The organism is Cyclobacteriaceae bacterium, assembly GCA_013141055.1.
GTDB lineage: Bacteria > Bacteroidota > Bacteroidia > Cytophagales > Cyclobacteriaceae > ELB16-189.
This window is the reverse complement of the sequence record JABFRS010000001.1, coordinates 2,201,506-2,216,501: the sequence shown is the minus strand read 5'-3', so window position 1 is coordinate 2,216,501 and position 14,996 is coordinate 2,201,506. Positions and strand designations below refer to the sequence as shown.

9 protein-coding genes are annotated in these 14,996 nt (G+C 40.3%); 1 reads left to right on the top strand and 8 read right to left on the bottom strand.

Annotated features, from left to right (window positions below; genetic code table 11):
* Nucleotides 1-74: 74 nt before the first annotated feature.
* Nucleotides 75-2,552, top strand: coding sequence for an FtsX-like permease family protein (locus HOP08_09925; protein NOT75235.1), 2,478 nt, complete (start codon nucleotides 75-77; stop codon nucleotides 2,550-2,552).
* A gap of 4 nt (nucleotides 2,553-2,556) precedes the next feature.
* Here the strand turns inward: HOP08_09925 and HOP08_09920 are convergent, their stop codons facing one another.
* From HOP08_09920 to HOP08_09885, 8 genes are all read right to left on the bottom strand, one after another.
* Nucleotides 2,557-4,002, bottom strand: a complete 1,446-nt coding sequence (locus HOP08_09920; GenBank protein ID NOT75234.1) for a M20/M25/M40 family metallo-hydrolase — start codon at nucleotides 4,000-4,002, stop codon at nucleotides 2,557-2,559.
* Nucleotides 4,003-4,028: 26 nt separating this feature from the next.
* The gene (locus tag HOP08_09915; GenBank protein NOT75233.1) at nucleotides 4,029-5,828 is read right to left on the bottom strand and encodes a tetratricopeptide repeat protein; all 1,800 of its coding nucleotides are present in this window, start codon (nucleotides 5,826-5,828) and stop codon (nucleotides 4,029-4,031) included.
* A 420-nt stretch (nucleotides 5,829-6,248) separates the two neighbouring features.
* Complete coding sequence (locus HOP08_09910; GenBank protein ID NOT75232.1) at nucleotides 6,249-7,868, bottom strand: hypothetical protein; 1,620 nt, start codon at nucleotides 7,866-7,868, stop codon at nucleotides 6,249-6,251.
* Nucleotides 7,865-8,617, bottom strand: coding sequence for a class I SAM-dependent methyltransferase (locus tag HOP08_09905; GenBank protein ID NOT75231.1), 753 nt, complete (start codon nucleotides 8,615-8,617; stop codon nucleotides 7,865-7,867). Before HOP08_09905 ends, HOP08_09910 begins: the two co-directional genes overlap by 4 nt.
* Before the next feature lie 125 nt (nucleotides 8,618-8,742).
* Nucleotides 8,743-10,608, bottom strand: a complete 1,866-nt coding sequence (mnmG, locus tag HOP08_09900) for a tRNA uridine-5-carboxymethylaminomethyl(34) synthesis enzyme MnmG (GenBank protein ID NOT75230.1) — start codon at nucleotides 10,606-10,608, stop codon at nucleotides 8,743-8,745.
* Nucleotides 10,609-10,674: 66 nt separating this feature from the next.
* On the bottom strand, nucleotides 10,675-11,094 hold the full coding sequence (gene ybeY / locus HOP08_09895; protein ID NOT75229.1) for an rRNA maturation RNase YbeY: 420 nt from the start codon (nucleotides 11,092-11,094) through the stop codon (nucleotides 10,675-10,677).
* On the bottom strand, nucleotides 11,094-11,498 hold the full coding sequence (locus HOP08_09890) for an ATP-binding protein (GenBank protein NOT75228.1): 405 nt from the start codon (nucleotides 11,496-11,498) through the stop codon (nucleotides 11,094-11,096). Before HOP08_09890 ends, ybeY begins: the two co-directional genes overlap by 1 nt.
* Before the next feature lie 6 nt (nucleotides 11,499-11,504).
* Nucleotides 11,505-14,705: a hypothetical protein gene (locus HOP08_09885; protein NOT75227.1), complete on the bottom strand. Its 3,201-nt coding sequence runs from the start codon at nucleotides 14,703-14,705 to the stop codon at nucleotides 11,505-11,507.
* Between the last annotated feature and the right edge of the window lie 291 nt (nucleotides 14,706-14,996).

Sequence of the window (14,996 nt, the reverse complement as noted above, 5' to 3'; positions counted from 1 at the left end):
CTTTTGGCAACAATCGAGGGCTATCAAATATTCAAAAGCAAACTTTACATTCTGAAAATTCAACTGCTCGTATCATGATCCGCAACTATTTAACCATAGCATTTCGCAATTTGCGCAAACAGGGATTTTATTCCTTCATCAATATTGCCGGATTGGCTGTTGGTGTGGCTGCGTGCCTTATCATCGTGCTGTTCATAAAAGATGAGCTTGGATATGATGCCTATAATACAAAGGCCGATCGCATTTACAGAGTAAAGAATGAAATAACGTTTGGTGGTGAGAATCACAAGATGCTATTCAGTTCTGCTCCTGTTGCCAATGCTCTTCAGCAGGATTATCCTGAAATAGAAGCTACCGTCAGATTTCGTTCTTACGGATCTTACCTTGTGAGAGCAGCTGATGGTGTTGAAAATATAAAGGAGCATAATGTAATGTGGACTGACAGCACATTCTTCAAAGTTTTTTCCGTCAAGGTACTTCAGGGTGATCCGAAAACTGCTTTAACTCAACCTGCCAGCATCGCGATCAGTAAACGTATAGCCGACAAATATTTTCCGGGGAAGGATGCTTTAGGTCAGTCTATGATCATGGATAATAAATACAATGCTAAGATCACGGCTGTGTATGAGAATATTCCGCAAGCATCTCATTTTCATTTTGATATTCTGTTTGCCATGGTTGGTAATTGGCCCGTAGCACGTGAAGCACAATCACCTGTTTTTCTTAGCAACAATTTCACAACATATCTTTTACTGAAAGAAGGAGCATCCGGCAAAGAGCTGGAATCAAAACTTCCTGTATTCCTTAAAAAATATATTGAACCACAACTCGCAAAAGTTCTGGGTGGTGATTTCACCATGGAAAAATTTAAAGCTGCAGGTAACAAGTATGAAATTTCTCTTTCTCCTTTGCTGGATATCCATCTTCATTCAGACCTGGAAGGTGAGTTCGAACCAAACGGAAGCATTACATATGTTTATCTCTTTGGCACGATCGCTCTCTTCATTCTCACAATCGCCTGTATCAATTTTATGAATTTGTCGACTGCCAGATCTGGCAATCGCGCAAAGGAAGTTGGTGTCAGAAAAGTTATGGGTTCCTTACGTTCATATCTTGTTTGGCAGTTTCTAACAGAGTCAACCCTTATCACTCTATTCTCATTCGTCTTTGCCATTGGTGTTGCGTTCTTTTTTCTTCCCGTATTCAACGCTCTTTCTTTAAAGGAACTTCATATTCCTTTTTCAAGCCCGGCTTTTTATCTGATCCTCTTTGGAGCAGCATTATTGATTGGCGTTGCTGCTGGTGTTTATCCGTCTTTTTTCTTGTCGGCTTTTAAACCTGCTCAGGTTTTAAAAGGACAGGTTGCGTTAGGATCAAAGAGTGGCTTTATCCGCAGCGGTCTCGTTGTCTTTCAATTTGTAATATCCATCTTCCTGATTGTCGGCGCCATTACTGTTAATCGTCAGTTAAGTTTCGTACAGACCAAAAAACTTGGCTTTGACAAAAGTCAGGTATTGATTGTGCACGATGCGTATGCTCTTCGTCCAAATAAAGTACAAACGTTTAAAAGTGAAGCACTCAAAATAAATTCTATCGAAAGCGTTTCTATTTCCGGCTTCCTTCCTGTTACAAATGAAAACAGCTCACGCAACAATAATTCGTTTTGGAAGGAAGGAAATCCTCCGAGCTCTGATAATCTGGTGGGGATTCAAAATTGGGATGTGGACCACGATTATGTGAAAACTTTTAAAATGAAGATTAAATCCGGTCGTGATTTTTCTGAACAATTCCCGTCCGACTCTTCTGCTGTGATCCTTAATGAAGAAGCCGTTCAAAAGTTAGGTCTTGGTGAAGATCCTGTCGGAAAAAAAATAAGTTCCTTTGCCGTTCTCTCTAATGGATCACCGAATCCTGACAATATTATCAGCTGGACTGTGATTGGCGTCATCGAAAGTTTTCACTTCTCATCGATGAAAGAAAGTATTTCCGGCATGGGTTTGTTCCTTGATAAAAGTGACGGATTTGTAAGCCTCCGATTTAATGGAAGCAACTCCCGGGAAGTCATTCAATCAATTGAAAAGATCTGGAAACAACTTGCTCCTGGACAACCTTTTCAATATTCCTTTCTCGATGAAGACTTCGGTAAGATGTATGATAGTGAGCAGCGCCTGGGAAATATCTTTTCAATTTTTGCGGTGCTCGCAATTATGATCGCAAGCCTGGGACTGTTTGCTTTAACTTCTTTTACTGCTGAACAGCGCACTAAAGAAATAGGCATTAGAAAAGTTTTGGGTGCTTCCGTCAGCAGCATTATCATTCTTCTTTCAAAAGAATTCGGAAAGCTTATTGTCATTGCTTTCGTGCTTGCTGTGCCGCTCGCCTGGTTCGGTGTGGATTGGTGGTTGAAGAATTATACCTACAAGGCAGAAATTGGAATCTTTGTTTATCTTCTTGCTGGAGTGTTTACCTTTTTGATTGCCTGGTTCACCATGAGCTTCCAATCGTTTAAGGCAGCCTCCAATGATCCAATAAAATCCTTACGGAGCGAATAATACTTTACTGGGTGTTACGAAGCAGTTGCTCATAGAACCAAAGAGTTGTTTTATAAGCATCAAGGCTAACTCTTTCATTTATACCATGAAATCCAATAGGATCCGTCATCGGACTGAACTTGATTATGCCTTCCGAAACTTCTCCATAATGACGTGAGTCTGTTCCTCCTATCATCAGGAAAGGTGTAGTAATTGTGTTTGCAAAAGTTCTCTTCGTTATTTCATCGACTTTTTTATAAGCAAAGCTGTTCTCAGATGTAACGCCGGTTGGCTCACCAATAAATCCTCCGTGTATTTCTACTTTAATTCTTTCGTCATTGATGGTGGTTTTCACGCGATTGATTACCTGTTGGGAATTGTCGCCAGGCAACAAACGAAAATTTATGATTGCTTTTGAAATCGTTGGAATAACATTATCCTTCATTCCGGCATTAATAATTGTTGGGGCTACTGTGGTTCTCACGATTGCATTTCCCCCACCGGTCTTTTCATAAATTCCAATGATCACTCCTTCAAATAACCAGCGATTCGCAAAAATTATCTTTTGAAAAGATGGCATCTCTGGTCCGATGTGCTCCATAAATCCCTGAGTTGATTCAGAAAATCTTGGGTCGAATGGATTTTCTCTCAAGCGAATAATCGCTTTTGATAAAATGTCAATGGATGTCTCCGCTTCTGGCATCGATGAGTGACCACCGTTTTTTTCTGCTGTCAGTTGAAGTGATAAGTATCCTTTTTCAGATGTTCCAATAAGCGCGGCGGGTTTTGTCATGCCCGGAATTTTATCCTTTGTAACAATCCCACCTTCATCAAGAATCAAATCTGCTGTAATGTTTCTGGACTTTAGCAATGCTGCGGTTGCAATCGCTCCCTTTCCACCAGTTTCTTCATCGTGTCCGAAAGCAAAATATATTGTTCGCTCCGGTTGAAAATTCTCGCTCAACAACTTTTCAGCTGATTCAAAAATGCTAATGACATTAATTTTATCATCTGCTGTCCCGCGTCCCCAGACAAAACCATCCTTCATCTCTCCTCCAAAAGGATCAACGGACCACATCGTCTGCGTGGCTTCTTCAATGGGCACAACATCCTGATGCGCCATTAAAATGATTGGTTTTAAAGATGCGTTTCTACCATTCCACTTATAAAGAAGACTATAGCCTGCTACGGTCTCATGTGTCAGGTTCGCATGCACCTTTGGGTATGTTGCTTCGAGATATTTATGAAAATTCAAAAACTGTATTGAATCAAACAGCTTTGGGTCATCATAGGAGATGGTTTTATATCGAATGGCTTCCTGAAGATGCTGAAGTGATGTTGGGGAAAATTCCGGTGCCGCAACCGCTTCAACATCCAGTTGTTTCGATTTGAATTGAAAGGTGTTGAAAAGAAGTACTGCAATCAGTACCAGTAAAGCGCCAGTGAGGAGAAGAAAAATTCGTTTGAACATAAAGGGGAAAGGGAGAATACGTTTTGTTAAGGAACAATTTTATCACCCTGAAAATCTCCACGCAACGTACGGAATCTTTTTCTGGCTTCCGCTGCATAAACGCTACCAGGGTATTTGTCCAGAAAGATCCTATAGATTTCCATCGCCTTCTCTTTGTTCTTTAAATAGTGCTCATAGATATCTGCTTTCATAAAAGAAGCGTCATCTGCCAGAATATCCTCTGGAAATTCTGTTTCAATTTTCTCCAGTAATACCACTGCCTTCTCAAATTCTGCCCGCTTGATTCGCAAATTAGCTTCAAGCATATACACATCATCTTTGATGGAGCTTGTAACCATGGATGGGGCATCAACCAGTATGGAGTCATTCGCAACCTGATCAGGTGTCCATTTGATGTTTCTATTGGTGGCTTCCTTTTTTGATATTTTAACTTTTGTCAATCCTGTAAAAGCCTGCAAGCGTGAAAGTGCCTCGTCCGTTTTATTTTGGACCAGAAGCAATTCAATAGCGGCATACTCTTTCAGGGAAACGCCAACAGAATCCATTGCTGTATTTTCCTTAATGCGCATGCTCAATTCCATTGCATCATTTGCTATCTCCCGTGTCGTCGCCTGTTTCAGAATATCCAAATGCTCCTGAGCCAATCTGAAATCTCCTTTATAATATGAAAGCTTCGCATTTCTCAGCTTAGCTTCATATCCCAGCGGTGCATCCCTTTGATTTTTTTCAACCTGAGAATACAGCAATGTCGATTCCCATGGCTCCTCTTTAAGAAGATAGATATCGCCAAGTTCAAGTTTAGCTTTTGATTTAAGGTAAGCGGGTACCCTGGGATGGTTGGCTATGAGTGTCAGTTTCGAAATAGCAGAATCTTTTTCGTCAAGAAAGTAAGCGTGAAGGAGAGCTTCGTTGACAGCGGCTTCATAACTATTGCCATTGTCAGGATAGCGTGAAATAAAAGACAGGTACTCTTTCGTGAGATATCGTACAGAATCCCGGTTAACTGGAAACTTTCTTTTCACTTTAGCCTCCCGTGCACGGATGAGACCCAACCGAGCGGGTAGATAATTGTCGGTGTTGGCAAATTCTTTGATGACATATGAAAAACTCTTGTCAGCATTCTCATAGTCTTTATTATTCAAGGCGATCTGTGCGATTTCCAATGTCTTGGAAGCCTCCTTCCGGAATCGCTTATCATAAGCTCTTGCCTGAATGAAAGCACCGTAAAAATTTTTCTGTTGAAGGTTCACCCAAATCAGCAAATCGGAATAAACTTCCGAGTCAGGAAATTTCTGAACTTTATCATACAACATCCTTTCCAACGACTCAAGCTCGTCCGGCTTATTCAGAAATAACTGGAGAAGATTTTTTACATAATTAATATTGGCTGGAGATTGAGTGATATAATTGAGATACTCCTCCACCATATTATCCCTTTTCCCCTGCATTCGATAAAGGTTAGCCATTTCGAGAGTAAAGATCGCTGGATTGTTAAGCGACTGGCGGATCTCCAGTAAAGTAGTAGTTGCATACTCCGGAAGATTGTGCGCAGCGAGATAATCGGAAATGGATTTCGCTTTGTACACATCTGGCAAAGAATTTTTTACAAGCGCCTTAAAATATTTATCAGCCTTTGGAAGATCTCCTGACCGCACGTATACAATTAACAGGTCAACACGATATGTGATGCGGTCATCCTGTTTTCTCAACACTCTTTCAACATAGTCCTCAGCCTCTTTGAATTTTCCAAGGTCGAGTAAAAGGTTTAGGTAGTTGGCATGAATGGCCGGGATGTTTTCAACATTTTTTGAGAGAGCCTGATACATCACCAGAGCTTTTTCCTTGTCGCCTTTTAAAAAATATTCATTGGCAATTCTAACCTCTGATTCCTGGGCAAATCCAGACAGCGAAATAGTTACCCACAATACACATGACAGTATTAATGATTTATATTTTAGAAATAATAAAAAATAGTAATAATTGTCCTTGTGCATTTGTGGATAGCATCTTTTGATTTCTTTTTGTCAGTGAATTGTGCATAATGTGTTGGTAGTTTTAGACCCAACTGGCTCTTATCGTCAATGTTAAACCAACTCTTAACAGAATTCGGTTTTGTTAATGGATGTCTTCAACAAATCCACAGGTGTGGACAACTTTGCTTTGCTGTGCATTTTACCCACGTTCCCTCCACTCATTTTCAAATTTATTGAATGATCCTGTACTTATGGTTATTTATCCACAAGTTATCAGAACCTGAGGATGAGTGGACCCACGTCCCAGTTGGCTCTCAGGGGGAATGATCTTGCCCCTTCGGAGTTCTTATAATAAATCACCCTTTCTGGTTCAATGCCTTTGAAGATATTTCCAGGATCCCACGTTCCGTTTTTATTGGTATCAACGATCGCTCTAAGCTGGTATTCTGTGGGGTTTATGTTTTTGAATGAGAATGTTTTGAGGTTCCTCACACTGGCGGCTATTTTACCATCGCTGGAGACTAGTTGAATGATGAAATCTTTTTCCGAGGTAGTTACTTCAACCAGTACTATTCCGGAATCTTCCGGCCATAGTGTATAGACTGGTCTGCTTGTGGCCTTGCTTGTATCGTTCTCAATTGTGTAAACAAAACCTTTTCCGGTTTTTAATATGAACACCGGATCTTTTTCCGCCTTGAATAATTTTTTATCCAGCTCTTTTTCAATGGTCAGAGTTTTTTTCTGGTTATCAATCGTTATGTCTTCTTTGGTGATCGGTATCACGTTGACAGTGTCTCTTTCAATATAAACGCTATCAAAGTTTATGGTTGTGATAGGTTTATTGAAATTCATGATAGCCTTAAATTTTCCAGTTTCAGATTCTAGCGTTGGATCGGAAGTAGACCATTTGAAAGCATCATTGTTTGGTTGGTTCGGAGTTTTTTTAATGTAGAAAATTGAGTCTGTCACATTCGATAAACTATCAATGGCTGTTATGCGAAGCTTTATACTGTCGCCAAGCGTAGGGGGATTCCAGAAGAGAACTTCTGCCTGATCGTCTCCAAAGGAATTGATGGTGTTGCTGTCGCCTTCGATCTTGTATCCAGTGATGAATTTATTGAATCGTAATCTGGATTTTATTCCGAGGCTTCGAATGCTGTTGATCTTAAGCGGTCTTGAATCCATCATGACGAGTCCCATATCAAGAGAATCGGTGTTGTGCTTCAGGTCAATTTTATCGGCGACGAAGCCATAGCGCTCTGCTCTGCTCTCAACTTTCAAATTCTTGTTTTTATCATCAAAGGCATAGATCTTATAAACTCCTTCTTTAATATTCTCAAGTGAGAAGTTTCCCGCCTTATCTGTCTTAGTAAAGTAGGACGGACTATCAGAGAAAATGTCAAAGGTGTCAGCTTCAAAGATTGCGACCGTTATTTTTTCGGCGGCGATTCCTTTTGGAAGATCAAAGACTTTTCCACTTAGTTTGAGAGAATCAATGATATCGCCTGTGCTGAATGCGAGCTTTAAATTGAGTGGAGCATTTCCTTCTGATGCATCTTTTATTCCTTCCCGGAACTGTATGCTGTAAGTCGTTTCTCCCTTCCAACCATCTTTGGGTTTGATGCTGACTTCATTTTTTCTCATTTTGATTTCAACCTCCTTGCCGGCAGATGGGCTAATAATAATTTCTTCTTTAGGATTATTCAGCCTTATGTATTCGTTGAAAGTTAGAATGACGGTTTCCCCCAGGAAATTTTTTTGATTATTGGATGGACTTGATGATACCAGCTTTGGTGGTTTGAGATCTTTGGGACCTCCATTCGGACTAGTGATTGTTGCGCAAGCACTGTAGAGCAAAAGGAAAATTAAGACGTTAATTATCCTGCTCTTCATTTTTTTATGATATAAATAAGACTTGAATAGTTCATTTCATTACCCGCTTTCAGGTTGGATCTTAATCCGTTCCAAATTCCTTTTACGACTCCTGTTAAAGACAATTTTCCATTGGAGATATTCTTTTCACTCAGAAGACTTACGTAATAAGAATCCAGTTTCATCGGAATAATCTCTTTAACATGAAGTCCGTTATTTTCCATTAAAGCTTTCATACTTTCCTTTGAAAAGTGCCAAACATGTCGCGGAACATCATAAGCAGCCCACTGATCCTGATAATGTTTTGCATCAAAAGATTGCAGGTTTGGTACGGCAACTAAAATGGTGCCATTTTCTTCCAGCTTGTTCTTGAGTTGAGTCAGAGTTTCTTTAAGATCATAAACATGTTCAAGAACGTGCCAGAGTGTGATCACGCGAAACTTTGCTTCAGGAAGGTCATTCAAAGCCTGAAATATATTATTGTTGTTAGCACTTGTTCGTGCCTGTGATGGCTCAACGCCATAGGCTTCAATGCCTGCACTTTTACAGTAGTTGAGAAAATGTCCAGTGCCCGCACCCATATCGAGTAATTTACCACTTTGGATGTGAGATTTAATCAGAGAATACTTCCACTTAAGAGTAAATCGCCTGACAATCAGATAGATATAATCCATTATTCCCGCAGCTGTGGATGTATGCGAGATGTATGAGGTTGATTGATAGTATTTACCTGCTTCTTCTTCCTTCGGCCTTGGATTGGTAATCGTCATTCTACATTGGTTGCATTGTTCCACATGAAACAACTCGCCAGTGGTTGTATGATCTTTACAAATCAAGAATGAATGAAAAGATTTTCCGCTGCATACCGGACAACTTTCTACTTTTTCAAGAGACATTATTTGCCAAGATAAACAGTCATAACTGAAACATCAGAGGGAGATACCCCACTAATGCGTGACATCTGTCCAATGGTGGCAGGCCTCATTTTCTTTAATTTCTCACGGGCCTCTGATGAAAGAGCTTTTACACGATCGTAGTCAAAGTCAGAATGGATTTTGTAATTGTCAAGGCTTTCAATTTTTTCAGCCATTTTCTGTTCACGATCAATGTAAGGTTCATATTTCACAACAATTTCAGCTTGCTCTGCCACAGCCTTGGAGAATTTGTTGATCAATTGCGACAATGATGGATGGAGTTGTTGAACTTCATTCACTCCTATTTCTGGTCTCCTTAGAAGATTAGATATAGAAGTTTTTTCGCGAATCGGCGAAGTGTTTAGTCCAGCGAGTCCCTCGTTTATTTCTTCTGGCAATACTTTGATCGTTGCGAGATCGTGAAGGATAGTTTTCAGATCTTCTTTCTTTTTATGAAGCGAAGCCAGGCGGTCATCAGTGGCTAAGCCGATCGCATGACCTTTCTCAGTTAATCGTAAGTCAGCATTATCCTGGCGAAGAAGAATTCTATACTCTGCCCTTGATGTGAACATTCTGTAAGGCTCCGTTGTCCCTTTATTTACAAGATCATCAATGAGTACTCCAATGTAAGCTTCTGATCTTTTGAGAATGAATGGATCTTTTGAAAAGACTTTGTTATGAGCATTAATTCCTGCCATTAGTCCCTGGCATGCTGCTTCTTCATAGCCGGTTGTTCCATTAATTTGACCCGCAAAGTACAGATTTTCAACTAGTTGCGTCTCCAATGTAAGCTTAAGCTGTGTAGGTGGAAAGTAATCATACTCGATCGCATAGCCAGGTCTGAACATCCTTGCCTTTTCAAAACCAGGGATCTTTGTTAGTGCCTTGTGTTGAACATCTTCAGGTAAAGAAGTTGAGAATCCATTGACATAGATTTCCACAGTGTTCCATCCTTCTGGCTCAACGAAAATCTGATGACGATCTCTGTCAGCAAAGCGATTGATCTTATCCTCAATGGATGGACAATATCTTGGTCCAAGTCCCTGAATTCTTCCCTGGAACATTGGCGACTGAGCAAAGCCTTTTTCCAACTCTTCGTGAACATCAGTATTGGTATAGGTTATCCAGCAGCTCAGTTGATTTTCAGGTGCTTTGGTTGATTCAAGAAAGGAGAACTTCCCTGGGTTCTCATCTCCTTTTTGTTCTTCCATTTTGGAGTAGTCAAGAGATCGGCCATCTACACGGGGAGGAGTTCCTGTTTTCATCCTTCCCGACTCAAAGCCCATTCGTACCAGATCTTCAGTAAGTCCCGTAGCGGCTTTTTCTGCGGTTCTTCCTCCGCCGAAGTTCTTTTCTCCTATATGGATTTTCCCATTGAGGAAAGTGCCGTTTGTCAGAACAACAGATTTACCTTTTATATCTAGCCCGAGGGCAGTCTTTACTCCGACCACTTTATTATTCTCAACCAACAAGCCCGAAACCATTTCTTGCCAGAAATCCAGATTGGGAGTGCGTTCAAGCATTAATCTCCATTCTTCCGAAAAGCGCAATCTGTCGTTTTGAGTTCTTGGGCTCCACATAGCAGGACCTTTTGAGCGATTCAACATTCTGAATTGAATCATTGATTTGTCCGATACGATGCCGGAATACCCCCCAAGAGCATCGATCTCCCTTACAATTTGACCTTTTGCTACTCCACCCATTGCTGGATTACAGCTCATTTGTCCAATGGTTGCCATGTTCATTGTTACCAATAGAACCCTCGACCCCATATTGGCAGCAGCAGCAGCAGCCTCACAGCCCGCATGACCGGCTCCAACAACAATTACATCGTATTCTGGAAACATAGATTAAAAAGTGCGTTCCACGTGAAACAGTTCCATCCTTTAGAACTATTCCGTTTCACGTGAAACTTATTTCCACAAAGATAGGCAAGCTTCTTCTTTGATTCGCATTTGGGTCTTTTGCTGAATCGTTTTGTCCTGGTGTCCTAGAAAGTGAAGAAGTCCATGTACTACTACCCTTCTTAGTTCCTGGTCAAAACTCTGCCCAAATTTTTTGGCGTTTTCACGAACCCGGGGAATACTGATATAGATTTCTCCTTCTATTCGATCTCCCTCAGAAGTATCAAAAGAGAGAATGTCAGTGTAGGTGGAATGGTTTAAGAACTGCTTGTTGAGAGATTTTAAGAAGTCGTCTGAGCAAAGGATGTAAGTGAGGGATTCGATATTCCTTCCCTCTTTGGAAGCAACCTTCTTAAGCCATTTGGCAGTTTTAATTGGATGAGGAAATTTGAAAGAGATTCCTTCTGAGAAGAAGTGAATGTTTGCCATCAGGCATTCATGTAAAAGCTAAGCTCAACGATCCTTCCCCCGTCTTTGAAATCGACTTCGTCGGAAAGATGTTTCATGAGAAATATGCCTCTTCCTCCTGGTTTTTCAAGGTTTTCAGGAGAAGTGGGGTCGGGTAAATTCTCATAATTAAAGCCTTTACCCTGATCTTCAATTCTAAACTTGATCATTGAGTCTTCAAGCTTAAGAGTCAACAAAACATTTTTAGTGGTGTCATTATTACTTCCATGCTTGATCGCATTGTTGACAGCCTCGGTGACAGCAATCATAATATTGCCGTAGATATCATCATCCAGGTGAAATTGTTCCCGCGCATTATCAATGAAGCTTTCGATCATCCTGATATTCTCAGTTAATGCAGGTACTTCAATCCGAATGTTCTTCATAGAATGTTACTTCTGGTTGCCAAGTCTTTTAAAATACTCATTCACCTCTTTCTTATAGTATGGGTATAAGCGTGGAGGCATGGTTTTGAGCAATTCTACTTCTTTTTCTTTTAAACGTAAGTATTCTTCAAACGCCTTCGGAATTTCTTTCTGATATTCTTTTGCAGCCTCTCCTTTTCTCTCTTCATCCTGCTCCTGTTCCCTCATCGACTTCTCAGATTCAAGTAATCTTGTCAAGATCTCTTTCTGTCTTTTAATGGTTTGTTCAGTCAATTGTTTGTTAACAAGATCCATCTCGGTCTGTTCCATTTTACCAGGCAGATCACCGCCAATAGACTTTCCTCCATTTTGTTTCATCTTTTCCTGCATATCATGAAGAGCTCTTCTGATCCGTTCCTGTTCAGCCGCCATCTTTGCTAACTCTTCTGATAATTGTCTTCCGCTCTTTCCGCTGTTCTTAATCTGCTCAATCTGTTGATTAAGTTTTTGCTGCATATCACCAAGACTCTGTTGTCCTTTTTTCTTTTTGCCTTTACCACTCGATGGCATAGCATTCGCCATCATATCCATCATCATATCAAAGTGGTCATTGAGCATCAGCGCAAGATTATTAATACTTGTCATAGAGTATTGCATATCGGTGCTCGCATTACTTTTCTTTCTGTCTTTTATATTTTCAACAGCCTTATCCAGGTGACCATTCAACTCTCCGATTTCACGTGTGACTACATTACCCATGAAAGGATCTTTTTTAGCAAGAGCTAACAAGCTGTCTTCCAGCACTTTAGAGTCGTCCTTTATCTTTAATTGATTTTGTGAAAGCGTTACATATTTCGGATCACTTTGCTGAATAGCATTGAAATCTTTGATCAATGATTCCTGATCAAATGAAAGTTTTATTAAACCATGAATGATTTGACGCAGTGATTCAAGATTCTGCTGATCAATTTCCATTGACATTTCATTTTGCATTCCTTCAAGAGTCTGCTGCATCTGCTTCATTTTTTCAGCTGATTTCTTTTGAGTACCCGCAGCTTTTTTAGGACTACCTTCTTTAAGAGATTCTTTGCTTTGCTTCTGAAGATCCTTCATTTGCTCTATTTCTTCTTCTGTGGGAGCATCTTTGGATTCATCAAGATCTTCACCCATCTTATTGAGCTCTTCAATGGTTTTCTTGAACTCATCGGCCTTTTCGTTCAATTTTTCCTGTTCTTCCGCCAATTCTTCACTCGAAGGAGCATCTTCCTTCCCCTTTTGATCCCCGGTTTTTTCATCACCCTGCTTATCGCCTTTATCGTTCTTATCCTTGTTCTTCTGATCCCCGTCCTTGCCTTTTTCATCACCCTTGTCAGATTTTTTTTCAGGCTTCTCCCCTGCCAGTTCCTGGGTCTTTTCCAATAATTCTTCCTGCTTTTCTTTTTGCTCTTTTATTTCCTGAATGGCTTGATCAAGCTTATAGTCATATTGCAATTGCTTGAATAACTCGAGAGTTCTTTCAAGTCCCTTTTCCAGATTGATCTCCTGACGATCCATTTTGTCAAGCATCTTTTGAATCTGGGATGGATCCTGATTTTCTTTCAGCATTTTTTCCAACTCTTCGAAAAGTTTTTTAGTCTCATCGTTGAGAAGCTCGTTCATTAACTTTTGTATCTGTTCTGACTTCTCCCGGATTTTTTCGTTTTGCTCAGAAAAGGATTTCTTCTTCTCTTCCAGTAATTTATTCTGTTCCTGGAGCTGACTCACATTCTGATCAAGATTCTTCTTTTGCTGAATAAGATTCTCAAGCATTTTTTTGTCCTGCCAGTCCAGGGATTGCTTGCCTTTCAGTTTTTGCTCAGCTTCATTAATTGCTTCTTTGAGAGACTTTGCTTTTGACAAACTTTTCTCAAGCTCATTTTCCGTGGAGGATTGGGAGCGCTTGATATCTGCTTTAAATTCTTCCGCACGGGGAAGTTCAAATTGGTAAGCTGCCGATTTGGTTGACTTTCTTCCATGCACTCCATCATTGTCCCAAACCTCAAGATAATATTGAAGGCGATCGCCGGCATCTAAATGCAGCGAGTCCAGCATCCATGGATAGAAGAAATTCTGCTGAAACTGTTTATTGTCAATCGTTAATGGTATAGTTCCTTTCGTCTCTTTATCACCCGATCCCTTGATCTCATAATGAAGATCCAACTGTGATATGCCGTAATCATCCTGAATATTTCCGGCAAGAATAATTGATTTGAAAAGAACAGAATCCCTTAGATGTTCAACAACGATGGATGGATATTGATCCTTGATCACATCAATGCTATAAACGATGCGATCTTTATTTTTGCTGTTCTCATTCTCCAGAACAATTGAATATTCGTCCTGATTAAAGAAGTTTTTATTGAATTCAAAAGATTGATTATCAAGCTGTTGCATTGGTTCTGAACCTTTGCCAGAAGCGAAAGAAATAACCGCCGCGCGTGTGTTAGCAGCATTTACCATCCATTTAATTCTGGTTCCCTCAGGAATTTCAAGATTTCCAGCGTTGACAAGATCCTGAGAAGGACGACCGATGTATCGTGGAAATTGAAGCTGGACCTTCAGGTTTAACAGTTCAGGACGATTAACAATTCTTAAAGAGTATGGACTTGAATAAAATCCGGCCGCCTCAATCTGAAAATTGAAATCCTGTTGAAGTTTTTCAAAAGTGTAAACAAATTCGCCAGGAGTTTCTGCCTCCATTTTTAATCGTTGCTGATTAACAACAATATAAGCCGCATCGGGAACGGCCTCGCCTTTCAGGCTGATCCGCAATGTGAAGTCCTCATTTGGAAAAGCAAGGAGCTGTTCATTTTTAACAATGAAATCGAAAGGAGCTTTTGGAGAAAACTCCTGATTGAAATGAATGATCCGATCAGCGCTTTGTGTAAAAATGCTTCCGTTGATTACGAAGATGGCAGCAAACAGAAGAAGAGGAATCGCGAGATATTTTAAGTAGCGTTTATTTTCCCTGAAGTCGATGATGCTTTCAAAGGCAAAACTTTCAAAAGCGGACGCCTTTTGTTCAAGACTAGCTTCGAGCAGAGCACTTCTTCCTTCAGTAACAGATGATAACTGGAGGAAATTTAGAAGCCTGTCCTGAATTGTTGGGAAATGCTTTCCGATAATTTGAGCGCTTTGCTCCTTCCCGATCCCGTTACCGGAAAACCACCAGGTGAGAGGTTGGCGCAAAAACCGATAGAGGCAATAAGCAACGGTTAGAAAAAAAAGAATAAAGAGTGAAAGCCTGACACCTTTGCCTAACCATAGATTATACTCCATGACTGTTGCCAGGAGAAAATATCCCAACAGCAACGACAAAGAGAGAATTGTTCCACGAAGAAATAAGTTTAGATAATATTTCTTTCGGAAGGAGGCAATCTTTTCATCTACAACCTTTACCTGGTTCCCCATCTCTGATGAAAACGAAACTAGTGAGTAGTTAGTTTAAACTTATAACTTAAAGATAAGCAAGCCCTTAAA